The 23,190-nt window shown below is 72.6% G+C and carries 23 protein-coding genes; 13 read left to right on the forward strand and 10 right to left on the reverse strand.

The window, feature by feature from the left end:
* Positions 1–30 precede the first annotated feature (30 nt).
* On the reverse strand, positions 31–951 hold the full coding sequence (locus tag O7616_RS15390) for a PAC2 family protein (RefSeq protein WP_282261080.1): 921 nt from the start codon (positions 949–951) through the stop codon (positions 31–33).
* 420 nt (positions 952–1,371) lie between these two features.
* Here O7616_RS15390 and O7616_RS15395 point away from each other — a divergent pair, with 420 nt between their 5' ends.
* From O7616_RS15395 to O7616_RS15405, 3 genes are all read left to right on the forward strand, one after another.
* Positions 1,372–2,217, forward strand: a complete 846-nt coding sequence (locus tag O7616_RS15395) for a peptidase M23 (protein WP_282307434.1) — start codon at positions 1,372–1,374, stop codon at positions 2,215–2,217.
* A 106-nt stretch (positions 2,218–2,323) separates the two neighbouring features.
* Entirely contained in the window at positions 2,324–2,470 is a 147-nt protein-coding gene (locus O7616_RS15400) for a hypothetical protein (protein WP_165435705.1), read from the forward strand.
* A gap of 49 nt (positions 2,471–2,519) precedes the next feature.
* Positions 2,520–3,275 (forward strand): EcsC family protein, encoded by a 756-nt coding sequence (locus O7616_RS15405; protein ID WP_282307435.1) that lies wholly within the window; start codon positions 2,520–2,522, stop codon positions 3,273–3,275.
* Positions 3,276–3,291: 16 nt separating this feature from the next.
* On the opposite strand, the gene O7616_RS15410 is transcribed toward O7616_RS15405, so the two are convergent.
* Complete coding sequence (locus O7616_RS15410) at positions 3,292–4,143, reverse strand: GDSL-type esterase/lipase family protein (RefSeq protein WP_282307436.1); 852 nt, start codon at positions 4,141–4,143, stop codon at positions 3,292–3,294.
* A 120-nt stretch (positions 4,144–4,263) separates the two neighbouring features.
* Positions 4,264–4,857 (reverse strand): antibiotic biosynthesis monooxygenase, encoded by a 594-nt coding sequence (locus tag O7616_RS15415; protein WP_282261075.1) that lies wholly within the window; start codon positions 4,855–4,857, stop codon positions 4,264–4,266.
* Positions 4,858–4,979: 122 nt separating this feature from the next.
* On the opposite strand from O7616_RS15415, the gene O7616_RS15420 reads away from it, so the two are divergent.
* Genes O7616_RS15420 through O7616_RS15440 form a run of 5 tightly spaced genes read left to right on the forward strand, consistent with a single transcriptional unit; the run spans position 4,980 to position 9,542 of the window.
* Positions 4,980–5,243, forward strand: coding sequence for a DUF6343 family protein (locus tag O7616_RS15420; protein WP_282261074.1), 264 nt, complete (start codon positions 4,980–4,982; stop codon positions 5,241–5,243).
* Positions 5,244–5,255: 12 nt separating this feature from the next.
* Positions 5,256–6,671: an NADP-dependent succinic semialdehyde dehydrogenase gene (locus O7616_RS15425; protein WP_282307437.1), complete on the forward strand. Its 1,416-nt coding sequence runs from the start codon at positions 5,256–5,258 to the stop codon at positions 6,669–6,671.
* 42 nt (positions 6,672–6,713) lie between these two features.
* Positions 6,714–7,679 (forward strand): TIGR03885 family FMN-dependent LLM class oxidoreductase, encoded by a 966-nt coding sequence (locus O7616_RS15430; RefSeq protein WP_282307438.1) that lies wholly within the window; start codon positions 6,714–6,716, stop codon positions 7,677–7,679.
* Between the two features lie 37 nt (positions 7,680–7,716).
* Complete coding sequence (locus O7616_RS15435) at positions 7,717–9,288, forward strand: Na+/H+ antiporter (protein WP_282307439.1); 1,572 nt, start codon at positions 7,717–7,719, stop codon at positions 9,286–9,288.
* Positions 9,285–9,542, forward strand: coding sequence for a UBP-type zinc finger domain-containing protein (locus tag O7616_RS15440; RefSeq protein ID WP_282261065.1), 258 nt, complete (start codon positions 9,285–9,287; stop codon positions 9,540–9,542). The genes O7616_RS15435 and O7616_RS15440 overlap by 4 nt, the downstream gene beginning before the upstream one ends.
* Here O7616_RS15440 and O7616_RS15445 read toward each other — a convergent pair.
* A complete protein-coding gene (locus O7616_RS15445) occupies positions 9,518–10,672 on the reverse strand; it encodes an MFS transporter (RefSeq protein ID WP_282307440.1) in 1,155 nt (384 codons plus the stop codon). The two genes, O7616_RS15440 and O7616_RS15445, sit on opposite strands and share 25 nt — an antisense overlap.
* Before the next feature lie 201 nt (positions 10,673–10,873).
* A complete protein-coding gene (locus tag O7616_RS15450) occupies positions 10,874–11,047 on the reverse strand; it encodes a hypothetical protein (RefSeq protein ID WP_282307441.1) in 174 nt (57 codons plus the stop codon).
* A 170-nt stretch (positions 11,048–11,217) separates the two neighbouring features.
* On the opposite strand from O7616_RS15450, the gene O7616_RS15455 reads away from it, so the two are divergent.
* A complete protein-coding gene (locus O7616_RS15455) occupies positions 11,218–11,883 on the forward strand; it encodes an HAD family hydrolase (protein ID WP_282307443.1) in 666 nt (221 codons plus the stop codon).
* A 50-nt stretch (positions 11,884–11,933) separates the two neighbouring features.
* Here O7616_RS15455 and O7616_RS15460 read toward each other — a convergent pair whose 3' ends face one another.
* Positions 11,934–14,543: a glycoside hydrolase family 9 protein gene (locus O7616_RS15460; protein ID WP_282307444.1), complete on the reverse strand. Its 2,610-nt coding sequence runs from the start codon at positions 14,541–14,543 to the stop codon at positions 11,934–11,936.
* A 260-nt stretch (positions 14,544–14,803) separates the two neighbouring features.
* Between O7616_RS15460 and O7616_RS15465 the strand changes: the two genes are divergently transcribed.
* On the forward strand, positions 14,804–15,529 hold the full coding sequence (locus tag O7616_RS15465; RefSeq protein WP_282307445.1) for a protein phosphatase 2C domain-containing protein: 726 nt from the start codon (positions 14,804–14,806) through the stop codon (positions 15,527–15,529).
* Positions 15,530–15,538: 9 nt separating this feature from the next.
* Here O7616_RS15465 and hrpB read toward each other — a convergent pair whose 3' ends face one another.
* From hrpB to O7616_RS15480, 3 genes are read right to left on the reverse strand one after another with little or no spacing between them, the layout of a single operon-like run.
* The gene (gene hrpB / locus O7616_RS15470; protein WP_282307642.1) at positions 15,539–18,079 is read right to left on the reverse strand and encodes an ATP-dependent helicase HrpB; all 2,541 of its coding nucleotides are present in this window, start codon (positions 18,077–18,079) and stop codon (positions 15,539–15,541) included.
* A gap of 28 nt (positions 18,080–18,107) precedes the next feature.
* Positions 18,108–18,308, reverse strand: coding sequence for a DUF397 domain-containing protein (locus O7616_RS15475; protein WP_282261054.1), 201 nt, complete (start codon positions 18,306–18,308; stop codon positions 18,108–18,110).
* A gap of 41 nt (positions 18,309–18,349) precedes the next feature.
* Positions 18,350–19,174 (reverse strand): helix-turn-helix transcriptional regulator, encoded by an 825-nt coding sequence (locus O7616_RS15480; protein WP_282307644.1) that lies wholly within the window; start codon positions 19,172–19,174, stop codon positions 18,350–18,352.
* A gap of 183 nt (positions 19,175–19,357) precedes the next feature.
* Between O7616_RS15480 and O7616_RS15485 the strand changes: the two genes are divergently transcribed.
* The 3 genes from O7616_RS15485 to O7616_RS15495 are packed head-to-tail and all read left to right on the forward strand — an operon-like array spanning position 19,358 to position 22,131.
* Positions 19,358–19,984, forward strand: a complete 627-nt coding sequence (locus O7616_RS15485) for a GPP34 family phosphoprotein (protein ID WP_282261053.1) — start codon at positions 19,358–19,360, stop codon at positions 19,982–19,984.
* Positions 19,985–20,032: 48 nt separating this feature from the next.
* Entirely contained in the window at positions 20,033–21,544 is a 1,512-nt protein-coding gene (locus O7616_RS15490; protein WP_282307446.1) for an APC family permease, read from the forward strand.
* Positions 21,541–22,131, forward strand: a complete 591-nt coding sequence (locus tag O7616_RS15495; RefSeq protein ID WP_282307447.1) for a GNAT family N-acetyltransferase — start codon at positions 21,541–21,543, stop codon at positions 22,129–22,131. Before O7616_RS15490 ends, O7616_RS15495 begins: the two co-directional genes overlap by 4 nt.
* Before the next feature lie 93 nt (positions 22,132–22,224).
* Here O7616_RS15495 and O7616_RS15500 read toward each other — a convergent pair whose 3' ends face one another.
* Entirely contained in the window at positions 22,225–23,049 is an 825-nt protein-coding gene (locus O7616_RS15500; protein WP_282261050.1) for a SigB/SigF/SigG family RNA polymerase sigma factor, read from the reverse strand.
* Positions 23,050–23,190 lie beyond the last annotated feature (141 nt).

A 23,190-nucleotide genomic window follows, 5' to 3' on the forward strand; every position in this document is an offset into this window, starting at 1 on the left:
GCCTGCCGCATCCGCCGCCGCGACGCCGGGTCAGCCGGCCGGGGTGTCGCCGGGACGGGTCTGTTCGGCCAGGAACCGCTCCAGTTCCGCGCCGAGTTCGTCGGCGGTGGGCAGGGGCCCGGCGTCCGGGGCGAGCAGGCTCTTCTCGCCCCGGCCTCGGGCGAACGCGTCGTACTGCTCCTCCAGGGCCTGGACCAGGGCTGCCGCGTCGTCGGTCTGGGCGACCTGCCGGTCGATCTCCACCCGAACCACCTCGGCGGCCGAGCGCAGCCCGTCGCCGGGCAGCAGCAGACCGGTGCTGCGGGACACCGAGGTGAGCAGCACCTCGGCGGCGGCCGGGTACTCGGTCTGCGCCACGTAGTGCGGCACGTGGGCGGCGAAGCCCAGCGCGTCGCGGCCCTGCTCGCCGAGGCGGAACTCCAGTAGGTGACCGACGCTGCCGGGCACCTGGACGCGTTGCAGCCAGGGCTCGTAGCCGGCGATCAGCTCCGGGCGGGTGGCGTGCGCGGTCACCCCGGTGGGACGGGTGTGCGGCACCGCCATCGGGATCGAGTTGAGGCCGACGGTGAGCCGGACGTCCAACCGGGCGGCGAGCCCGGCGACGGCGGCCACGAACCGTTCCCACTGCAGGTCCGGCTCGGGGCCGGTGAGCAGCAGGAAGGGGGTTTCGTCGTCGTCGTGCAGCAGGTGCAGCTCCAGCGTGGGCGAGTCGACGCTCTCCCAGTGGTCCTCGACGAAGGTCATCACCGGTCGTCGCGATCGGTAGTCGAAGAGCTGGTCGACGTCGAAGGTGGCGATCGGCCGGCCCTCCAGCGAGGTGAGCAGTTGCTCGCGCGCCAGCCGGCTGGCGTTGCCGGCGTCCACGAACCCGGTGAGGGCCTGGATCAGGACCGGTTGCCCGAGGTCGGGCAGATCGTCGGTGAGCTGGTAGAGCTCGTGTGGGTCGAGCACCGGTGCGGACCTCCCTGAAATGTGCCTGCGGGGCGCCGTCGCGACGGAGGGCACCCGTTCGGGCAACGTACCCGCCATCCTGGCGCATTCCTGCTCCGGGCGATCCGCCGCCCGGGGGATGGGCGTGACCGGACCAATCACCTGTTTTCGTCGCGAGGTGTTCCACGCCGACCGTTCGGTGGAGGTCGGGTTCGGCCCAAAGGCCGAGTTTGTCGATCATGTCAGGTCCGAGGGTTCGATGTCCCGGCCTGTCAACGACCGGACCGACCTGAGTGGGCTGCCGTTTTCGTCCGGTACGCGAGGTCTGTTCCGCGACCGGGTCGACCCGACCCGGTCGTCCACCGGTGCGGGCCGGATGTGTGGCGATCGCCACGTGATCACCGTGCGTGATCGGCGTTTCGCCCTGCCTAGCCTCGGTTGATGCGTGACGACGGCACCCTCGACGACCCGTACGCCCCGAGCAGCCCCACTGCCCATTTGGAGGACGGCACCTCAACCGAACGGACAACCGCCGCGAGTCGGCTCCGGGCGTACGCCCGGGACCTGACCGGTCGACGGCGGGCGCAGGTGGCCCTCGCCACCGGGGTGGTCTGCTGCCTCGGGCTGGCCGCCGTCGCGCAGGTCCGGGACGAGAGCGCCGACGCCGCGACGCGGGGCGCGTCAGCGGCCGGCTCCGAGCTGGCGCAGCGTGCCGAGCAGCAGACCGCCTCGCGTGGCCTCGACCGGACGGCTGCCCCGAGCGCCTCCGCCACGGCGACCCCTGCCGACCCGGACACCACGGCTCCGGCCCGCAAGGCCGCCCCGGCTCGCCCGACCCGTCCGGCTCCCGTCGTCGGCCTGGACCGGGCCCAGATGCAGAACGCCGAGACGATCGTCCGCACCGGCCGGAAGATGGGGGTGCCCCGCCGCGGGTTGGTGATCGCGGTGGCCACCGCCATGCAGGAGAGCAACCTCTACAACGTGGCCAGCGGCGTCCTGCCCGAGTCGCAGGACTACCCGCACCAGGGCGTCGGCTGGGACCACGACTCGGTCGGGTTGTTCCAGCAGCGGTCGAGCAGCGGTTGGGGCCCGGTGGGTCGGCTGATGGACCCGGAGTTCGCCACCCGGCAGTTCCTCGCCGCGCTGGAGCAGGTGCCCGGCTGGGAGGGGATGCGGCTGACCGACGCCGCGCAGGCGGTGCAGGTGTCCGCGTACCCCGAGCACTACCAGCAGCACGAATGGCGCGCCACCCGGGTCGTCGACGCCCTCGTGTCGGCGGAGCGGTAACCTACCGACCACTATGGACGGTCAGGGTTGAGGCTGTCGCATCCCGGGTACATGTGTTGCGGGTTAGGGGTACACATGACGCAGGGATCATCGACAGGAGGACGCCATGTCACTGATGCAGCGAATCACCACGTTCCTCAGATCGCCGAAGGGGCAGCAGTTGGTGGAGCGGGGCCGTCGAGAGATGGCGAAGCCGGCCAACCAGCAGAAGCTCAAGGGACTGGCGGCCCGGCTGTCCAACCGCCGCCGCTGACCGCTCCATCGGCCGCCCTGTCCGCCATCTCCACCCCTGGGGAGACCCGGTGACCGACACCCCACCCGTCGGCGGCCAGCCCGCCGTTCCCACTCCACAGCCGTCCGTCAGCCAGCCGGCCGGGCCGGTGGACGCCCCCGAGGGTCCGCCGGCCCGCCTCTGGGACCGGATGCGCGACGACCCGCAGTACGCACCGGAACACCTCGCCCTGGAGGCCGTCCGCCGGCTCGGGCCGGAGGCCGCGCAGTGGGCCGCTCGGGCCCGGGCCGAGCAGCCGGGCGTGTCGGCCGACGTCCTCGCCGACCAGGCGACCCGCAAGTTCGTCAACCTGGCCCGGCTGTCGGGCGCGGTGTCGGGAGCGGCCGGGCTGCCCGGGGCCGTGATCGACGTGGGCGTGCTGGCCTGGACCCAGGCGCGGATGGTGCTGCACATCGCCGCCGCCTACGACGTCGACCCGCTGCACGGCGACCGGGCCACCGACCTGCTGGTCCTCCAGCGTGTGCACAAGGTCGCCGAGAGTGCCCGGTTGGCTCTCGGCGTGGCCGCCGGCCGGGAACGCGCCGACGCGCTGTTCGGCCTGCGTGGCCAGCGCCCGCTCGGTCGGGTCATGCTGCAACTCGGCGTCCGCCTGGCCCAGATGGCCGGTGTCCGGGCCGCCAAGCGGATGGTCGCCAAGGTCATCCCCGGTGCGGCGATAGTGCTCGGCACCTGGGCCAACTCGTCGGCCACCAAGGATCTCGCGAAGCGGTCCCGGGCTCTCTTCCGCTCCCGGGGCGCCTCCGTACCGGAGCCCCGCCACCGCTGACGGTCGGCCGGGCTGGTCAGCTCGCCAGGCCGGAGGAGCGCCAGGTGACCTCGGCGATGCGGCCCTGACCGGTGGCGTTGGGGTGGAACCAGTCCAGCGGGTTGAGCAGGTCCAGGGTGAACCGGACCCTGTGCACCGCGCCGCCGTCGTGGCGGCAGCGTGAGCCGTACGCCCGGCAGGCCGCCACCAGTTCGGTGTTGTACGCCTGGATCCGCTCCCGCACGGCGGCACGGCGTGCCCGGTCGGCGGGCGCCGTCGAGGTCGCCTCGGCCAGCAGGGCCGGGCAGATGCCCCGCCGCCAGGCGCGAACGGCCCGGGAGTCGCCGTGCCCGACCTCCCAGAGCCGGTACAGGTCGGGGATGCTCACCACCAGAACCCGGGCCTTCGGGCGGCCCGTCCGCAGCACCCGTAGGCCCCGGTCGACGTCGGCGCGGAACTCGGCGACCGGCGTCATCGCGTCCACCCCGCCCCGGCAGACGTCGTTGGCGCCGATCAGCACGGTGACGTAGTCGGGGCGGTCGCGTACCGCCGCCTGGGCCTGGCCCTCCAGGGCGTCCGCGCGGGCGCCGGGACGGGCGTGGTTGTACCTCCGGTCGCGGATCGCCGAATCTTGCTCCAGCAGCCGACGGTAGTGGCTCTGCACCCGCAGGCCGTCCCCCGTCGACCAGGAGTTGCGCTCGCAGGACGTCAGCACCAGGCAGGACGCGAAGCCGGTGGTGATCGAGTCGCCGAGTGCGGCGATGCCGCCCGGCCCGCCCGACGGCGGGGTGCTCCTGGTGGGGCGGGGGTCCGCGGAGGTGCCGCCCTCGCAGGCCAGTGCCACCAGGGCCGCGAGACAGGCCAGGGCGGCGACCCAGCGTCGAGGCATGATGTCTCCCGTTCCGGCAGCACAGAGCGACAGCGCGGTAACTCTATGCGCAGGACGGGGTTTGTCGGGAAGTTGCTGTCGGCTATGCGGCAGAGCGCCGACGTGGGCGCTGTCGGGGTGCTATAAGCCCCGCCAGGGCGCCCGCTGGCCGTGCAGCCACCAGTGCAACGCCCTGGTGATCCGGGGCAGCACCAGGTACGTCATCAGCGGGGTCAGGCAGAGCGTCATCAGCAGCACCCGCGCCGCCAGCGGCACCGCGTCGAGGAAGTGACTCGTCAGCAGTGTGGCGCTGAGGCTCAGTGGAAAGAACGCCAGCCAGATGGTCACCGCCTGCTTCCAGCGGGGCGGCGACGCGGGCGGGGCCGGCTCCACCGGGTCCACCGAGTGCTCCGACGGGGGGTCGAACCAACCCTCGATCCCGGTACGCCGCTCGACCCGGGTGTGCTCGACGATGCCCTGCGCCGAGCTGAGCCACCAGTGCCGCTGCGGGGACTCCTCCCACCGGCGCAGCGTCTCGGCGTCGGCGAATCGGTAGAGCATGTGCCACTCCGGCGAACCCGGGCCGCTCTGCACCCAACCGGCGCCGAGGAACCCGGGGAACGCCTCGGCCAGCGCGGTGCCGGCCCGCATCCAGGCCACCATCTCGCTGGACCGGCCCGGGTCGACACGGCGGGCGATGGCGACGGTCACCGGCACGGTGAGGGTCATTGACATGCGCCCATCCTGCGGTCGGCGGGGCTGCGGCGCGAACGGATGTAATCGAGCACACCAGCCCGCCGGGGGCTGGGAGCGCGCACTGCCGGTTAACCCGGCCGATCGGGGGTAGGTGCGTGGGTATGACGAGATCGCAGCCCCGGCGCGCCCGTGGCACGGTCGGCCACGCCTACAGCGCGCTGAACCTCCGGCTCACCCTCGCCGGCTTCGGGCTGGTGATCATGGTGATCTTCGCGGTGTTGGCGTTCTGGGCCGGCATCGCCTGGCTCGGCGTGCTCTGTGCGATCTTCGCGGTGGTCGCCGTGGTCGACCTGGTCGTGATCCAGCGCCGCCGCGCCGCCCGCCGCCGCGAGGAGCCGGGCGTACGACACTCGCTGTTCGAGTGACAGGAGGACGAGATGCCCCACATCGCCACCACCAACCCCGCCACCGGACAGGTGCTCAAGACCTATGAGGCGATGTCCACCGAGCAGCTCGACGGCGCCATCGAACGCACCGACCTCGCGTACCGGCAGCTGCGGACGACGACAGTCGACCAGCGCGCCCGGTGGATGAACGCCGCCGCGGACCTGCTCGACGCCGAGCGCGACGAGATCGCCCGGATCATGACCACCGAGATGGGCAAGACGTACGTGGCGGCGCAGGCCGAGGTGACCAAGTGCGCCACGGCCGCCCGCTTCTACGCCGACAAGGCCCCCGCGTTCCTCGCCGACGAGCCGGCCGACGCCGCCGCCGTGAAGGCGACCAGGGCGTTCATCCGCTACCAGCCGATCGGTGTGGTGCTCGCCGTGATGCCGTGGAACTTCCCGCTCTGGCAGGTGATGCGTTTCGCGGCACCGGCGTTGATGGCCGGGAACACCGGCCTGCTCAAGCACGCCTCGAACGTGCCACAGACCGCCCTGCTGCTGGAGGACGTGTTCCGCCGGGCCGGCTTCCCCGAGGGCGCCTTCACCACGGTGCTGGTCGGCTCGGACGCCGTCGACCGGATCCTGAGCGACCCCCGCGTGCGCGCCGCCACGCTCACCGGCAGCGAGCCCGCCGGTCGGTCCATCGCGCAGATCGCCGGGCGGGAGCTGAAGAGGACCGTCCTGGAACTCGGGGGCAGCGACCCCTTCGTGGTGATGCCCTCGGCGGACGTGGACCGGGCCGCCGAGGTGGCCACCACCGCCCGCTGCCAGAACAACGGCCAGTCCTGCATCGCCGCGAAACGGTTCATCGTGCACACCGACGTGTTCGACGCCTTCGCCGAGAGGTTCGCCGCGAACATGGCCGCGCTGCGCGTCGGCGACCCGATGGACTCGAACACCGACGTCGGCCCGCTGGCCAGCGAGCGGGGCCGCGACGAGGTGCACGCCCAGGTCCGCGACGCGGTCGACAAGGGCGCGACGGTGCTCTGCGGCGGCGAGCTGCCCGGCGGTGACGGCTGGTTCTACCCGCCGACGGTGGTCACCGACCTGACCCCGCAGATGCGGATGTGGTCCGAGGAGGTCTTCGGTCCGGTCGCCGGCCTGTTCCGGGTCTCCTCCTACGAGGAGGCGATCGAGGTCGCCAACGGCACCAGCTTCGGCCTCGGCTCGAACGCCTGGACCCGGGACCCGGCCGAACAGGAGCGCTTCGCCACCGACCTGGACGCCGGGAACGTCTTCGTCAACGGCATGACCACCTCCTACCCGGAGCTGCCCTTCGGCGGGGTGAAGAACTCCGGTTACGGGCGGGAGCTGTCCGAGCTGGGTATGCGGGAGTTCTGCAACACCAAGACGGTGTGGGTGGGCGAGGGCGCCGCCTCGGCCGGTGCGGGGGCACACGCGGAATAGCGCACGCATCAGGCGACGCCGACGTGGGTAGGAAGTGCGCCCATGACGACGTTCGGATTCCACGCCTCGCACGAGCAGATCGGTCCGCGCGCCCTCCTGGAGGCGGTGACGCACGCCGAGCGGGCCGGCTTCGACGCCGCCATGTGCTCCGACCACTTCTCCCCGTGGAGCGCCCGGCAGGGCGAATCCGGCTTCGCCTGGTCCTGGCTGGGCGCCGCGCTGCAGGCCACCGGTCTGCCGTTCGGGGTGGTCAACGCACCCGGTCAGCGGTACCACCCGGCGATCATCGCGCAGGCCATCGGCACCCTCGGCGCGATGTACCCGGGCCGCTTCTGGGCGGCGCTGGGCACCGGCGAGGCCAGCAACGAGCACATCACCGGCGACCCGTGGCCGCGCAAGGACGTCCGCGCCGCCCGGCTGCGCGAGTGCGTGGACGTGATCCGCGCGCTGCTGGCCGGCGAGGAGGTCAGCCACGACGGCCTGGTCCGGGTGGACCGGGCCCGGCTGTGGACCCGCCCGGAACAGCCGCCCGCGCTGGTCGGCGCCGCCGTCAGCGTCGCCACCGCCCGCTGGTGCGCCGAGTGGGCGGACGGGCTGATCACCGTGAACGCGCCGACGGCGCACCTGCGCGAGATGATCGACGCGTACCGGGACGCCGGTGGGCGCGGGCCCCTGCACCTGCAGGTGCACGTCTCCTGGGCGCCCGACCAGGCACGGGCCGAGGCCATCGCGTACGACCAGTGGCGCAGCAACGTCTTCGCCCCACCGGTGTGTTGGGACCTGGAGACCGCCGAGCACTTCGACGCGGTCTCCGCCGACGTTCCCGCCCAGCGGGTCGCCGAGGTGGTCAACGTGTCGGCGGACCTGGGCCGCCACGTCGGCTGGCTGGAGGAGTACCTGGAACTCGGCTTCGACCAGATCGCCCTGCACCACGTCGGGCAGGAGCAGCGCGACTTCATCGACGCGTTCGGCGCCGAGGTGCTGCCGAAGCTGCGCCCGGCCGGCTGATCGAGGCCGTACTCACGTACCCCTAGGCTCGTACCCCATGGAAAGCCTGTTTCCGGTCGTCGTCTTCCTGGCGATCGCCACCCTGGGCGCCGCGCTGGCCCGCCGGCTCGGCCTGCTCGCGCCGATCGTGCTGGTCGTGCTCGGCCTGGCGCTGTCGTACGTGCCGGGCTTCCCGCAGGTGCACCTCGAGCCCGAGTTGGTGCTGATCGGCATCCTGCCGCCACTGCTCTACGTGGCGGCGCTGGAGACCTCGGTGCCGGCGTTCAAGAACAACATCCGGCCGATCCTGCTGCTCGCGGTCGGCCTGGTGCTGTTCACCGCGTTCGTGGTCGGGTTGGTGCTGCACCTGCTGCTGCCGCAACTGCCGTTCGCGATCTGCCTGGCCCTCGGCGCGGTGGTGGCCCCGCCGGACGCGGTGGCCGCCACGGCGGTGGCCCGGCGGGTCGGCCTGCCCCGCCGGGTCGTCACCATCCTGGAGGGGGAGAGCCTGGTCAACGACGCCACCGCGCTGGTGCTGCTGCGGGTGGCGACGATGGCCACCGTCGGCTCGGCGGTCGGCACGGCCGACGTCGCCATCGAGGTGCTGCGGGCCACCGGCGGCGGCATCCTGATCGGGGCGCTCGGGGCGGTCGTCTTCGGTTTCCTGCACCGGCGGATCAGTGACCCGCTGCTGGACAACGCCCTGTCGCTGATCATCCCGTTCGCCGTGGTGTTCACCGCCGAGCACCTGCACGCCTCCGGGGTGGTAGCGGTCGTCGTCACCGGCCTGGTGCTCGGGCACAAGCTGCCCCAGTTGCTGTCGGCGGCGTCCCGCCTGCAGACCGGCGCGTTCTGGCGGCTGGTCCGCTTCCTGCTGGAGGGCCTGGTCTTCCTGCTGGTCGGACTCCAACTGCGGGAGGTGCTGCGCGACCTCGACGAGCCGATCGGCTCGCTCGCCCTGATCACGTTCGCGGTGCTCGCCGCCGTCTTCCTCACCCGGTTCGTCTGGCTCTTCCCGGCCACCTACCTGGCCCGGTTGGTGCCCCGGGTCCGCCGCCGCGACCCCAGGCCGTCGCCGAAGTTCCCGATCATCATCGGCTGGGCCGGGATGCGCGGCGTGGTGACCCTGGCCGCCGCCCTCGCGTTGCCGCTGACCCTCGCCGACGACGAGCCGTACCCCCGGGCGTTGTTCATCTGGTTGGCCTTCGCGGTGATCGTCTTCACACTCGTCGGCCAGGGAGCCACGCTACCGTTGGTCGCGCGTCGGTTGCGGCTGCCGCCGGACGACCCGGTGCAGGACGCGCTGTCCGCGGCCGGTGTGCAGCAGCAGGCCAGCCGGGCCGCCCAGGAACGCCTCGACGAGTTGGCCGACAGCGCCCCGGAGGCGGTGGTGGACCGGCTGCGTCGAGCGGTGGAGGACCGCACCAACATGGCGTGGGAACGGCTCGGTGGCACCGAGCGGGAGACCCCGTCACAGGCGTACGGTCGGCTGCGGCAGGAGATGATCGACGCCGAGCGGGACGTGTTCCGGGCTGCCCGGGACTCCGGTCAGATTCCTGAGGAGGTGCTGGTGCGGGCCTATCGTGACCTGGACCTGGAAGAGTCGTTGCTGCGGGAGGTCGAGAAGTGAGCTGTCAGCACCTGACCGAGGCGGGTGCCGTCGAGGCGCGCACCCCCGACGAGTGCGCGGACTGCGTCGCCGTCGGCGACACCTACTGGGTACACCTGCGTACCTGCCTGAGCTGCGGGCAGGTCGGCTGCTGCGACTCGTCGCCGAACCAGCACGCGAGCAAGCACTTCGCCTCCACCGGGCACCCGGTGATCCGCTCCGCGCAGCCCGGCGAGGCGTGGCGCTGGTGCTACGTCGACGAGGAGATCGGCTGACCAGCGGCGGGTAGCGGCTCGGCGCGGTTCGCCAGGGCCCGTCGGGTCAGCGGTGGCACGGCCAGACCGGTGACCGCGAGCAGCCCGGCCAGGGCCAGCCAACCGGCCGGGCCGCCGCCGAGGACCAACCAGGTCAGCAACGCCGGTCCGGCCGCGCGGGCCAGCCCGGCGAGCAGCGTGTCGGCCCCCTGGTAGGCGCCGATGGCGTCCGGGGCGGCGAGGTCGTAGGCCAACGCCGCCCCGGACGCGCCGTGCCACAGATCGCCCAGCGTGTAGATCACCGTCGCGCCCAGGAGCAGACCGATCGCGGCCACGGTGGGCACGACGGCGGTCGCGGCCCAGAGCAGCATCCCGGCCGCGAGCACCAGGCCGGCCCGCCGCATCGTCGCCGCCGCCGGCACCGCGTGCCGGGCGCTCCCGCTGAGCCGTACCGCGAGCAGCACGGTGAGCACCGTGTTGACCAGCAGCACGGCCGCGACCGTCACCGGGGGCGCGTCGGTGCGGGTCACCACCCACAGCGGCAGGATCAGCGTCAGCGCGACCCAGTGCAGGGAGAGCACTGCCGAAGCGCCGGCGACCGCGAGGAAGCGCCCGTCGCGCAACGCGCGACCCGGTCGCGGCCGGACGGACCGCCGGACCGGCGGGTACGGCGGCAGTCGCATGATCAGCGCCGCCGACAGCAGATAGGTCACGACGTTGCCGACCACCAGCAGCCGGTACGCCCACCCGGTGTCCGCCACCAACGCGAACGCGGCCAGCCCCGCGCCGAGCGTGACGCCCAGGTTCGCCACCGCGCGGAGGGTCGCGAAGGCGTGCACCCGGCCCTCCGGGCCACCGACCGCGGCGACCAGCGCGGCGCGGACCGCCAGGTTGCCGGAGACCAGCAACGCGTCCACAGTGGCCACTAGCAGGAAGGCCGGGAACGAACCGACCACCAGGTACGCGGCGGCGACAGCGGCCTGTGCCAGTTGGAGGACCGCCCGCAACGCTCGGGGATCTCGCCGGTCGGCGAGCCCACCGAGCGGCACGCTCGCGGTGAGCCCGACCAGGCCGGCGACGGTGAGGCCCCACCCCACCTCGGTCGGCGTGAGCCCCACGGAGCGGGTCAGGTAGAGCGCCGCAGCCGTCACCCACAACCCCGTGCCGACAGTGTTGGCCAGGGTGCCAGCGACAGCGTGCGCAGCCGACCGGGCGGCGGCAGCGGCGACAGTGACCGCCACCGGCCGCGGAAGCCCGCCCGGGTGCCCATCCACCGACCCTAGAGCCGCTGCCCGCGTACCGATGCCCCGCACAGTGCGGCTCCGGTCACAGTCCGTGTCCGACTCGTCTGGTCAGGTCGCCGGTGGCGGTACCGGTTGCGGCGGGGAGTCGGTCGGGATCGAGCCAGCCTCCTGCTCGGCGGTGCGCACGTCCCTTACCGGACAGCCGGCCAGTGCGGCCCGCGATCCCGCCGGCATCGCCGCCCACACCCGACGCTCCGCGTCGGTCAGATCACCGTCGTCCATGGCCCCCACCATGGCCCACCCGGAACGACGGACCCACCGGGTTTGGCGCGCGTGGTTGGTGAATCGTTTACGACATCAGCTCGACAGCACCCGGCAAGCACTGGTGGTCGGCTCGGCCGCCGCCCGCCGCCTATGATCCGCCGAATGGTGCACCAGGACGGGGGCCAGGCGTGATCAGTGCGGTCTTCTTCGATGTCGGTGGAACGATCCTCGACGAGTCCCGCGAGTTCGCGGCATGGGCGGACTGGCTCGGCGTTCCACGGCACACGTTCTCGGCGGTCTTCGGTGCGGTTATCGCCCGAGGGCTGGACTACCAGGAGACGTTCCGAACCTTCCGCCCCGACTTCGATCTCGCCGCCGAACTCGACCGTCGCGCGAGGGCCGGTCGGCCGGAGACGTTCGGCGAGGAGGACCTCTACCCGGACGCGCGAGGGTGCCTGACCGCGTTGCGGGACCAGGGGCTGTTGGTGGGCCTGGCCGGTAACCAGCCGGCCCACGCCGAGGCCACCCTGCGCGCTCTCGGCCTTCCCGTGGACGTCATCGGCACCTCGCACGGTTGGGGCGTGGCGAAGCCGTCGGCCGCTTTCTTCGAGCGGGTCGTCGCCGAGGGTGGCGGGGACGCGTCGTCGATCCTGTACGTCGGCGACCGACCCGACAACGACGCCCGTCCGGCCCTGGCGGCCGGGATGAAGGCCTGCCTGATCCGGCGCTCGCCGTGGGGGCACATCCTGGACCTCCCGGCCGTGGCCGAGCAGTGCCTGTTCCGCATCGACTCGCTCGACGACCTGCCGGGTCTGGTCGCCGAGCACAACGCGGCACGCGCCCGGGGCGGGTAGCCCTGTGGTGGCCGCCCCGGGGGGAGGGGCGGCCACCACAGGAACCAGCGTCAGGTCAGCGAGCAGGCCGACCCGTTGACGGTCACCAGACCGGGACCGGGATTGGCGCCGCCGGTGGTCGTCGCGTTGAAGCCGAACGTCACCGAGCCGCCGGGTGCGATCTTGGCGTTGTACGACTCGTTGCGCGCGGTCACCGTCGCGCCGGACTGGGTGACCTTCGCCAGCCATGCCTCGCGGACCCGCTGGTCGCCGGTGAACGCGAACCGCACGTTCCACCCGTTGACCGCCGTGGCGCCGGTGTTGCGGACGGTCAGCTGGGCGGTGAACCCGGTGCCACCCTGCCAGGCGCCGTAGTTGGTGTAGGCCACCGAGCAGGTGGTCGCCGGCACCGCGCCGGAGTCACCCTGGTCGGCCAGGAACGAGGCGATCCAGGTCAGCGCCGAGTTCCAGTTGATCGCCACCTCGTTCGTCGAGTACGAGTTGATGTCGTCGACGTAGCAGAACATCGGCTCGCACCCGGCCAGCAACTGCGCCACGAACGGGTCCTGGAGGGCCGCGTTCGGGCCACCGGCGATCGAACCGGCCGGCGGCCGGGGCATCGTCGGGTCGAGTTGGTGGCCGAAGATGCGGCTGTGCTGGTTCTGTGCCGCGTGCTCGCCCCAACCGGTGACGTAGGAGATGTTCAGGGCGTTGCGACCGAGGATGTAGTCCATCGCCTGCACGGCGCCGTCGCGGTAGGCGGCGTTGCGGGTCAGGTCGAAGGCGGTGGCCAGGACGACGGCGTTGTTGATGACGTTGCTGTTGCCGCCCCAGAAGTAGCTGTTGGCGTCACCGGGCATCGGCAGCCCGTACGCCTGCCGGCGCAGCTCGGCCAGGTACGTGTCGGCGGCGGCGGTGACCGAGGCGCGTACCCGGGCCAGGTCGGCGGCGGGCAGCCCGTTCGGCACGGTCGCCAGGTCGAGGCGGCCCAGCGCGGCGACGCTCTGCCAGCCGAAGCCGCGCGGTTCGAACACGTCGCCGGTGTGGTGCGGCGACGCGGTCAGGTCGGTCAGGTAGGTCTGTGCTCCGGTGGTCAGGTACAGCTCGACGGCCGCCCAGTAGAACTCGTCGGAGACGTTGCTGTCGTCGTACGCGCCGCCGCCGGTGCCGTCGGTCGGGCTGGCGTACACCGCCGGGTTGGCCTTGGCCGCGCTGTAGGCGGTCTTCGCCGCGGCGGCGCAGCGGTTCGCGAACGCCGCGTCGTAGGGGGCGAACAGGCGCGCGCACTGGGCGGCGGTGGCGGCCATGTTGAGGGTGGCGGCGGTCGACGGCGGGTGCAGCTCGCGCCGCTGCGGGTCGTCCTCCGGGGCGAGTGGCAACCCGGTCCAGTTCTGGTCGTGGATCTTGTGGTGGACCATTCCGGCGAGCGGCTTGCCGGCGGGCACCTGCATGCGCAGCAGGAACTCCAGCTCCCAGCGGGCCTCGTCGAGGATGTCCGGTACGCCGTTGCCGCGCTCGGGCACCCGCAGCGTGCTGTCGCCCAGCGCTGCCCCGCCGCCGGCGGTGGCGGCGGTCTTGGTCCGCTCGAAGGTGTTCAGGAGCTGGTAGGTGGCGATGCCGCCGTTGACCACGTACTTGCCGTGGTCGCCCGCGTCGTACCAGCCGCCGCGCACGTCGAGGGAGTAGTCGCAGACGCCCGGCTGGCAGGGCACGTTGGTGTCGCCCTGGTTGGGTGCCACGCCGAGGTGACCGGCGGGGCGGGCGTACTCGTCGCCGATCAGGTCACCGTCGATGGCGATGCCGCTGCGCTGGGCGTAGAAGAACTGCAGCGAGTCGGAGCGCAACTGGTCGTAGAGGGTGCCGGAGATGTCGAACGGGTGGCTGGTCTCGCCGTCGACGGTGAGCGTCAGCCCGCTGGCCGGGGTGCGGTAGCTGGAGAAGTCGACCGAGTGCACGTTCTGCCCGGAGGCGGCGTCGACACCGCGTGCGGTGGTGGTGCCGCTGGCCACGACGGCGCCGGCGGAGGAGCGCAGCTGCCAGGGCAACGCCGCGGTGGCCTCGGTGACGACGGTGGCGTTCTTCGGCCCGCCGGGCAGGTAGCCGACCTGGTTGACGCGCACCCGTGGCCCGGTGTCCGGCACGTACGGCTCGGGGGGCTCGCCGCCGCGCAGGGAGACGTCGTCCAGGCAGATGGTCTGCGCCTCGGCGGCGCCACCGACCTGGAAGATCAGTTGGGCGTTGGGGTTGGTGTCCGGCACGGTGAAGGTCTGCTCGACCCGCTGCAACGTGCCGGTCGCGGTGGCGTCCACCGCCGCGTACGTGGTGTAGGGGGCGCTGCCGAGCTGTAGTACGGCCTTGACGGCGGCGCCGGGGGTGGCGGAGACGGCGAAGCCGAGGGTGTATTCGGCGCCGGCGATCAGCGGCACGCCGTCCTGGCCGATGCCGGCGTCCCACGGGTTGGCCAGCCCACCGGCGACGGTGGTGCAGAGCCGGCCGTCGGTGACCGCGAGCGCGCCGGTGCCGAAGGAGAACCAGGGGCTCACTCCGGCGCTGAAGTCGCCGTTGTCGATCTGCTCGGGCGCGTCCGGGGGTGGGTCGGCGTGGGCCGCGCCGGCGCCCGCGCCGGTGAGGGCCAGAGTGGTCGCCGCAGCCAACAGCAGGCGGCGTCGGGATGACGTCACGGGGAGTCCTTCCGGGACGGAGACGGGACGGTGGTGGCGACAAGAAGCTGGGAGCGCTCCCAATATCGGCTCGATGTTTCCAGCGTCGGTAGACGATGTCAATTGATCCGGTTGGATGGGTTGGGGCGTCCGACGAGGGCGGTCGGTGTGCGGGGTGGGCCGACACGCGGTGGCACCAAGACGTGAGATTGGCCGCGCCACGCGCCGTCGTCCTGATCTCCTAGAGACAACTGCGCCCTTCGCCTGGCAGGCTGCCTCCCATGACCCTGAAGCTGCGTTCCGTGGGAACGAGCGATCCTGGGCTGATCCGCAGCGGGAACCAGGACGCCCTGCACGCCGGCACCTGGCTCGTCGCCGTCGCCGACGGCATGGGCGGGATGGCCGCCGGCGACCTGGCCAGCGCCCTCACCATCGACGCGGTCGCCCCGCTCGACGTGGAGACACCCGAGGACGCCCTGGTGGCCGCGCTCGAAGGTGGCATCGCGTTGGCCACCTCCCGGATCCGCCAGGCGGTCGCCGAGGATCCCGAGCGTCAGGGCATGGGCACCACCCTCACCGCCCTGCTCTTCGCCCGTACCGGCAGTTGCCTGGCCCTGGCGCACGTCGGCGACTCCCGGGCCTACCTGTACCGCGACGGCGTGCTCAAGCAGGTCACCCGCGACGACACGTTCGTCCAGATGCTGGTGGACCAGGGCGTGATCACCCCGGACCAGGCCAGCAGCCACCCGCGACGCGCCGTGGTCACCCAGGCGTTGCAGGGCGACGAGGTCTCCCCGTCGTACGCGACGATGGTGCCCCGGGCCGGCGACCGGTGGTTGCTGTGCAGCGACGGGCTCTCCAACGTCGTCCGTCCGGACACCCTCACCGAGGTGCTCGCCGGTTACCCGGACCGGGCGGAGTGCGTCGGCAAGCTCATCGACCTGGCGCTGCACGCCGGCGCGCCGGACAACGTCACGGTCGTGGTGGCCGACGTCGCGGAGGAGTAGCGCCGACGGTCAGCGCCGCCGTGGCGTGGCGTGCCGGGTGGGCGTCGCCGTTCCCGGGTCCTCCGGCCACGGGTGCCGTGGATAGCGTCCACGCAACTCGGAACGGACCTGCGGGTAGCCGGTGCGCCAGAACGAAGCCAGATCGGCGGTGACCGCCACCGGCCGACCGGCGGGGGAGAGCAGGTGCAGCAGCACCGGCACCCGTCCGTCGCCGACGTGTGGTGCCACCGCCCAACCGAACGTCTCCTGGAGCTTCACCGCCAGCACCGGCGCGGCCGGGTCGGTGTAGTCCACCCGGATCCGGGACCCGCTGGGCACCTCGATCCGCTCCGGGGCCACCTCGTCCAGCTTGGCCGCCAGCGCCCAGGGCAGCAGCCGGCGCAGCGCCGACGTCACATCCGCCCGGGCCAGGTCGGCGCGGCGTCGGGCGGCTGCCAACTCCGGCCCCAACCAGGTCGGCGCCGCGTCGAGCAACGTCTCGTCGCCGACGTCCGGCCACGGGTCGCCGAGGTGGTGCCGGAGGAACGCGAGCCGCTCGCGCAGCGCCCGCGCCGACGGCGTCCAGGACAGCAGGCCCAGGCCCTCCTGACGCAGACCGGTGAGCAACGCCTCGGCCACCTCGGCCCGGTCCGGCCGGTCCAGTCGCCGCTGGACCAGCTCGATCGCGCCCAGCCGGGTCACCTCCCGGGCCACCACGTCCCCGTCGGCCCAGCCCACCTCCCGTTCCGTGCGCAGCAGTGGGCCCGCCGCCTCCCGGGCCGTCGCCTCGTCCACCGGCGAGGCCCGGCGGATTCGCGCCGCCCGCGCGCCGGGCGTGCGGTCCGCGACGGCCACCGCCAGCCAGTCGGCACCGGCCAGCCCCGAGCCGGCCGTCAGGTCCGCGGCGGTCCCGCCCGTCATCAGGTACGCCGAGCCGCCCGGCCGACGCACCCGGGCCAACCGCTCGGGGTACGCCAGACCGACGAGCAGCCCCGCGGCGAGATCGTCGCTCAACGCACCCACGGTGGCCCGTCCCGCCGAGTCGGTGGCCCGACCGTTCGCCCCATCGGTGGGCAGCGCGGCCCGCAGCCGTCGTACCTCCATGCGCCAGCGGGCGGTCGCGCCCGCGTCGACACCGGCTCGCAGCCGACGCCAGCCGGCCACCAGGTCGTCGCCGGGGCCGGCCACGCTCTCCTCGGCGAGGAGGGCGACCACCTCGGCCGCCCGGTCGGCGCCGACCCGGTCGGCGCCGTCGAGCAGCGCCCGGGCCAGTCGGGGGTGCGCCCCGGCGGCGGCGATCGCCCGTCCCCGGGCGGTGATCCGGCCCTCGGCGTCGACCGCTCCGAGGGTGTGCAGCGTGTCCCGGGCCACCGTCATGGCGGCGACCGGTGGCGGGTCGGGCAGCGCCAGCCCGACACCGTCCGGCCGACCCCAGGCGGCCAGCTCCAACGCGAAGCCGCTGAGGTCGGCGGTGGCGATCTCCGGTTCGGGGCGCGCGGGCAGCCGCTCGTGGGTCGCCTCGGACCAGCACCGGTAGACGTACCCGGGAGCCTCCCGACCGGCCCGGCCCGCCCGTTGGGTGGCGGCGGCTCGGGAGACCGGCACGGTGACCAACGCGCCCAGCCCTCGGGCCAGGTCGATGCGGGGCACCCGGGACAACCCCGCGTCCACCACGACCCGCACGCCCGGGACGGTCAGGCTGGTCTCGGCGAGCGCGGTGGCCAGCACGACCCGGCGTCGATCGGCGGGACGCAGGGCGGCGTCCTGCTCGGTGCCGCGTTGACGGCCGTGCAGCGGCAGCAGCGCGACGGTCTCCCGCAGGTCGGCCAGCCGGCCGGTGACCGCCGCGATCTCGCCGACCCCGGGCAGGAAGACCAGCACGTCGCCGTCGCGTTCGCGCAAGGCGCGCCGGACGGTGGCCGCCACGTGGTCGAGCAGGGCCCGGTCCACCGGCCCGGCCCCGGGTGGGGCGATCGGGCGTGGCGGCGGCGACCAGATCCGCGTCACCGGATGCAGAGCCGAGTCGGCCCGTACCACCGGGGCCGGGGCGGACCCGCCGAGCAGCGCGGCGAACCGGTCGGTGTCCGGGGTGGCGGACATCGCCAGCAACCACAGGTCCGGCCGGAGGGTGGCCCGGGCCTCCACGGTGAAGGCCAGCGCGAGATCGGCGTCGAGCTGTCGTTCGTGGCACTCGTCGAGCAGCACGGCACCCGTGCCGGGCAGCTCCGGGTCGTGGTGCAGCCTGCGGAGCAGCAGACCGGTGGTGACCACCTCCACCCGGGTGTGCGGCCCCACCCGGCGTTCGCCGCGGACCGCGTAGCCGACGCGCTCGCCCACCCGCTCGCCGAGCAGCTCGGCCATCCGTCGGGCGGCGGCGCGGGCCGCCACCCGACGGGGCTGGGCGATCACCACCCGGCCGGTGACCCGGTCGGCCACGGCCAGCGGCGCGAGGGTGGTCTTGCCGGTGCCCGGCGGGGCCACCAGGACGGCGGTGCCGGCCGTGTCGAGTGCCGCGACCAGCGCCGGCAGCACCGGGCGTACCGGCAGGTCCACTGTCACGTCGGAGAGCACGGCCCAGTCTCGCACCGGCGGAGACGCCTCAGCGGCGACGGACCTCACCGACGCCGGACACGAAGGCCCGCCAGGCGGCCGGGCCGAAGGCGAGCACCGGGCCGGTCCGGTCCTTGCTGTCGCGTACGGCGACTCGACCGTCGGCTGTCGCGACCTCCACGCAGTTGCCGTTGCCACTGCTGCGCGTGCTGGTGCGCCAGGCCGCTCGGGTCGGGTCGTGCGCGGTCATCCGTGGTACCTCTCGTCTGCGTCGGCGTGCCGCCGAAGCGGTCACGCAAAGTTACGAGAAGCATCCGAAAGACGGGTCAAGGACGCCGTCGGATCGAGCGCCATCCGGCACAGCTCCTCGTGCAGAAGGCTATACCCGAGCACCTGGTCGGCCTCCTCCAGAGCCAACCCCATCGTGAGGTTATCCAGGTAAACCACGGACGCGTCGGCGGCGTCGGCGAAGTTGAGGATCACGTACGGGGTGCTCATCGCGGGATGGCCGCCGGCCGCGAAGGGAAGTACCTGAATTGTCACGTTGGGTAACTGTGCGATGCGGCTCATGTGGATCAACTGTTCGGCCATCACGGCGGGACCGCCGACCGGGCGCAACAGCACCGCCTCGTTGAGCACCACCGAGAGGTGGACGGGGTTCTCGCGGCGCAGCACCTCCTGCCGGTGCAGTCGGGCGGCGACCTTGCGCTCCAGGCCGTCCTCACCGGCGGTACGCCGGTAGATCTCCCGCGCGTACGCCTCGGTCTGCAGCAGCCCCGGCACCGACTCGGCCTCGTAGGTGCGCAACGCCGCCGCCTCGGCCTCCAGCCCCACGTAGAACTCGAACCACTCGGGCAGCACGTCGCTGTAGTTCTGCCACCAGCCGCGTTGCTGGGCCCCTCGGGCGATCTCGATCAGGGCCTCCGCGTCCGAGCCGGTGACCTCGTACAGGGCGAGGGCGGCACGGACGTCGCGGGGTTTGATGCCGATCTGCGCGGTCTCGATCCGGGAGAGGTTGCTCTTCGACATGTCGAGCTGGCGGGCGGCCACGTCGAGGGTCATCCCGGCGCGTTCCCGGAGCTGGCGAAGCTCCCGGGCGATGCGTCGGCGGCGCACGGTCGGGCTGGCGGCGGGTCGGCTGGTGGGGGTGGCGGTCACTGTCCGAGTCTGACAGACCAAGATCCGCAGGTCGTGCCTGCACGGAGTGCAACTTTCAAATCTGGGAGTTGCGTTGCAATAGCTCTCGGTGCATCCTTTCCCGGTCACGAACACTGTGGACACACCTGTGCGGGAGGACCGTTGCTCATCGCCGACGAGTTCTTCCTGATCGCCCACAACGACAGTCGTGGCAAGGCCAAGCTGCACCCCGCGGCGACCGGGTTCGGGCTGGCCGGCGGGCTGCTCGGCGAGCTGATCCTCTACGGACACATCACCGTGTCGGGCGGGCAGGTCACCGTCATCGACCGCCGTCCGCCGGCGGACGCGCTGGCGCACACCGTGCTCGACCAGTTGATCGGCGAGCCCCAGCACCAGGAGCTGCGGACCTGGCTCAGCTTCCTGGCGCAGAGCGCGACGACCTCGGTGGGGGAGCGCCTGGCCCGGGCCGGCGTGCTGCGTCGGCAGGAGAGTCGACGGCTGCTGCGTACCTCGGTCACCTACCTGCCGATCGATCTCAACGCGGTGGCCTGGCCGGCGACCCGGCTACGGGCGCTGCTGGAGCGGCCCGACCCGCCGAACGTGCCGGACGCCCTGCTGCTCGGTCTCGTCGTGGCCGCGGGGCTGACCCGTGAGGTGCTGTGGAGCGCCGGTCCGCGCGCCCACCACCGGCTGAACGTCCTCATCCCCGCACTGCCGGCGCCGCTGAAGGAACTGGTCGGGCACACCGAGGCCGCCGTCGGCGCCGCCGTGCTGCGCGGCATTCCCTGATTTCCCCGGTAACCCCTGCCCCTCCCCCTCGACGACCGGAGTAGTCGTATGCCCCCGACATCGACAGTCGACCGACCCAGCAACGTCTCCGATGCCCTGGCCCGAGGCCGCCTCGGCATCCCTTCGGTGATCTTCTTCGTGCTCTCCGCGGCCGCGCCGCTGACCGTGGTCGCCGGCGTCGTCACCACCGGCTACGGCGTCATCGGGGTGACCGGCATCCCGCTGGCCTTCCTGTTGGTCGCCGCGGTGCTCGCCCTGTTCTCGGTGGGCTACGTGGCGATGTCGCGCCGGGTGGAGAACGCCGGCGCCTTCTACGCCTACATCTCCCGTGGTCTCGGGCGACCGGTGGGCGTGGGTGCCTCCTGGGTCGCGTTGATCGCGTACAACGCGTTGCAGGTCGGGCTCTACGGCACCATCGGCGCGGCGGCCGAGCCGGTGCTCGACCGGATCTTCGGCGGGCACCCGCACTGGGCGGTCGTGGCCCTGGTGGCGTGGGCGTTGGTCGGCCTGCTCGGCCTGCTCCGGGTGGACATCAACGGTCTGGTCCTGGCCGCGCTGCTGGTCGCCGAGATCGTGGTGATCCTCGTCTTCGACCTGGGGCAGATCGGCAACCCGGCCGGCGACCAGGTCAGCTTCGCCGGCTTCGCACCGGACAACCTCTTCGTGCCGGGTGTCGGCGCCGTGCTGGTGCTGGCCATCCTGGGCTTCGTCGGCTTCGAGTCCGCAGTGGTCTTCAGCGAGGAGAGCAAGGATCCCAAGCGGACGGTGCCACTCGCGACGTACCTGTCAGTGGTGATCATCGCGGGGCTGTACGCGCTGTCGTCCTGGACCATGGCGGTCGCCGTGGGTCCGGACCAGATCGTCGCCGAGGCCGGCGAGCAGAGCGTCGGGCTGATCTTCAACCTGGCCGCCGCGCATCTCGGCGACACCGTGGTCACCATCGGGCAGGTGCTCTTCCTGACCTCGGTGCTCGCCGCGATGATCTCGTTTCACAACACCACGGCCCGCTACACGTTCGCGCTGGGCCGCGAGCGGGTGCTGCCCGCGGTGTTCGGGCAGACCTCGGCCCGGTCCGGCGCGCCCCGGGCGGCCTCGGTGGCGCAGAGCGTCCTCGGCCTGGTGGTCATCCTCGTGTACGCGGTCAACGGCTGGGATCCGGTGGTCCAACTGTTCTTCTGGGGCGGCACCACCGGCGGGTTCGGCGTACTGCTGCTGATCGCCACCACCTCGGTCGCGGTGATCGCCTACTTCGCCCGCTCCGACGGCGGGGAGAACGTGTGGCGGCGGGCCGTCGCGCCCAGCCTGGCCACCATCGCGCTCTTCGTGATCATCTGGTTGGCGGTGTCGAACTTCGCCAACCTGCTCGGTGTCGCGCCGGACTCCACCCTGCGCTGGGCGTTGCCCGCCGTGTACCCGGTGGCCGCCCTGCTGGGCATCGGCTGGGCGCTGGTGCTGCGCGGCAACCGCCCCGACACGTACGCCCGGATCGGTCTGGGCGCGGCGAGCAGCGCCGCCGTCGTCACGCCGTCGGCGCAGCCCACCGCGGAGGCGACCCGATGAGCGTGGTCATCGAGCGGCTCGGGCCGGAGGAGACCGCTCTCGTGGCGGGTCGGATCGCCGAGGCGTTCACCGTGCTGGAGGTGACGTACTGGCTGGTGCCCGACGCGAGTAAGCGGGAGGCGGTGCTGGCCGGGGACTTCGAGATCCTGGTCGGCCATGCCATGCGGTACGGCATGGTGCACGCCACCGAGGACCGGGCGTCGGTGGCGGTCTGGTTCCCGTCGGTCGGCGAGCCGGCGCCGCCACCCGCGGACTACGACACCCGACTGGCCGCCGCCTGCGGTGAGTGGACCGACCGGTTCCAGCACCTGGACGAACTGTTCGCGGCGAACCACCCGCACCCGGACCACCACCACCTGGCCTTCCTGGCGACCCGGCCGGATCGGCAGGGGCAGGGGCTGGGCAGCGCGTTGATGCGGCACCACCACGCCTGGCTGGACGCCAACGGGATGCCCGCGTACCTGGAGGCGAGCAGCCCTCGCAGCCGAGACCTGTACGCGAGGCACGGCTATCTGGCGGGCGAGCCGTTCCGGGTGCCCGACGGCACACCGTTCTGGCCGATGTGGCGGGAACCGGCGGGGAACTGACACCGCCCCGCACCCGCTGTCACGTCAGCGTGACAACACGGAGACGAGCGGAGGGCCGGGTCCACGGACCCGGCCCTCCGCTTCGTCAGGTGCTCAGTACGTGCCGTCCAGCTGGCCGCGCAGCTTGGTCAGCGCCCGGGTCAGCAGCCGCGAGACGTGCATCTGCGAGACGCCGATCTGGTCGGCGATCTGCGACTGGGTCAGGTTGCCGTAGAAGCGCAGCGTGAGGATCTTCTGCTCGCGCTCGTCCAGGGTGGCCAGCGCCGGGCCGAGCGCGACCCGCAGCTCGGCCAGCTCGAACTCGTTGTCCTCGCCGCCGAGCATGTCGCCCAGTTCGGTCGCCCGCTCGCCGTCGCCGGTCGGGGTGGACAGCGACACCGCGTTGTACGCGCGGGCGCCCTCCAGGCCCTCCAGGACCTCTTCCTCGGTGAGCTTGAGGTGGGCGGCGATGTCGGCGACCGTCGGCGAGCGGCCGAGGGTCTGCAGCAGCGAGCTGTTGGCGTCGGAGATGGCCAGCCGCAGCTCCTGGAGCCGGCGGGGCACGCGGATGTCCCAGGTGCGGTCCCGGAAGTGCCGCTTGAGCTCGCCGATGATGGTGGGGATCGCGTAGCCGGCGAAGTCGACACCCCGGGAGGGGTCGAACTTGTCGATGGCCTTGATCAGGCCGACAGCGGCGGTCTGGGCCAGGTCGTCGGTGGGCTCGCCGCGCCCGCTGTAGCGGTGGGCCAGGTGGTTGGCCAGCGGCAGCCAGGCCTCGATCGCGCGGTCCCGCAGGGCGGCGCGCGACGGGTGGTTGGCGGGCAGCGCGGCCATGGCGTTGAGCAGGTCGGCGGCGCTGTCGGTGAGAGCGCGCGGGTCGAGCTTGGTGGTGGCCTTGACGGCGGTGCTCGGTTGCTCGGTAATCGTTGGCGCGGTCATGGGTGGTCCTCCCTGCACCTCGTCCGCGGACAAAAAAGGTGTGACTCTTTGGTTTAGCTTTCTATGGGCCGTTCGGGAGTCACCTTAGCCTGATCGTCTCGCAGAAATCTAGCCGAAAGGCTGATGTACTTAAGGTGTGTT

The sequence above is a fragment of the Micromonospora sp. WMMD964 genome (assembly GCF_029581455.1).
In the GTDB taxonomy this organism is placed as follows: Bacteria; Actinomycetota; Actinomycetes; order Mycobacteriales; family Micromonosporaceae; genus Micromonospora.

Coding starts and splice junctions, on each gene's coding strand:
- O7616_RS15395 (WP_282307434.1), top strand. CDS start 1,372: ATGCGTGACGACGGCACCCTCGACGACCCGTACGCCCCGAGCAGCCCC.
- O7616_RS15400 (WP_165435705.1), top strand. CDS start 2,324: ATGTCACTGATGCAGCGAATCACCACGTTCCTCAGATCGCCGAAGGGG.
- O7616_RS15410 (WP_282307436.1), bottom strand. CDS start 4,143: ATGCCTCGACGCTGGGTCGCCGCCCTGGCCTGTCTCGCGGCCCTGGTG.
- O7616_RS15415 (WP_282261075.1), bottom strand. CDS start 4,857: ATGTCAATGACCCTCACCGTGCCGGTGACCGTCGCCATCGCCCGCCGT.
- O7616_RS15420 (WP_282261074.1), top strand. CDS start 4,980: ATGACGAGATCGCAGCCCCGGCGCGCCCGTGGCACGGTCGGCCACGCC.
- O7616_RS15425 (WP_282307437.1), top strand. CDS start 5,256: ATGCCCCACATCGCCACCACCAACCCCGCCACCGGACAGGTGCTCAAG.
- O7616_RS15430 (WP_282307438.1), top strand. CDS start 6,714: ATGACGACGTTCGGATTCCACGCCTCGCACGAGCAGATCGGTCCGCGC.
- O7616_RS15435 (WP_282307439.1), top strand. CDS start 7,717: ATGGAAAGCCTGTTTCCGGTCGTCGTCTTCCTGGCGATCGCCACCCTG.
- O7616_RS15450 (WP_282307441.1), bottom strand. CDS start 11,047: ATGGACGACGGTGATCTGACCGACGCGGAGCGTCGGGTGTGGGCGGCG.
- O7616_RS15465 (WP_282307445.1), top strand. CDS start 14,804: ATGACCCTGAAGCTGCGTTCCGTGGGAACGAGCGATCCTGGGCTGATC.
- O7616_RS15475 (WP_282261054.1), bottom strand. CDS start 18,308: ATGACCGCGCACGACCCGACCCGAGCGGCCTGGCGCACCAGCACGCGC.
- O7616_RS15490 (WP_282307446.1), top strand. CDS start 20,033: ATGCCCCCGACATCGACAGTCGACCGACCCAGCAACGTCTCCGATGCC.
- O7616_RS15495 (WP_282307447.1), top strand. CDS start 21,541: ATGAGCGTGGTCATCGAGCGGCTCGGGCCGGAGGAGACCGCTCTCGTG.
- O7616_RS15500 (WP_282261050.1), bottom strand. CDS start 23,049: ATGACCGCGCCAACGATTACCGAGCAACCGAGCACCGCCGTCAAGGCC.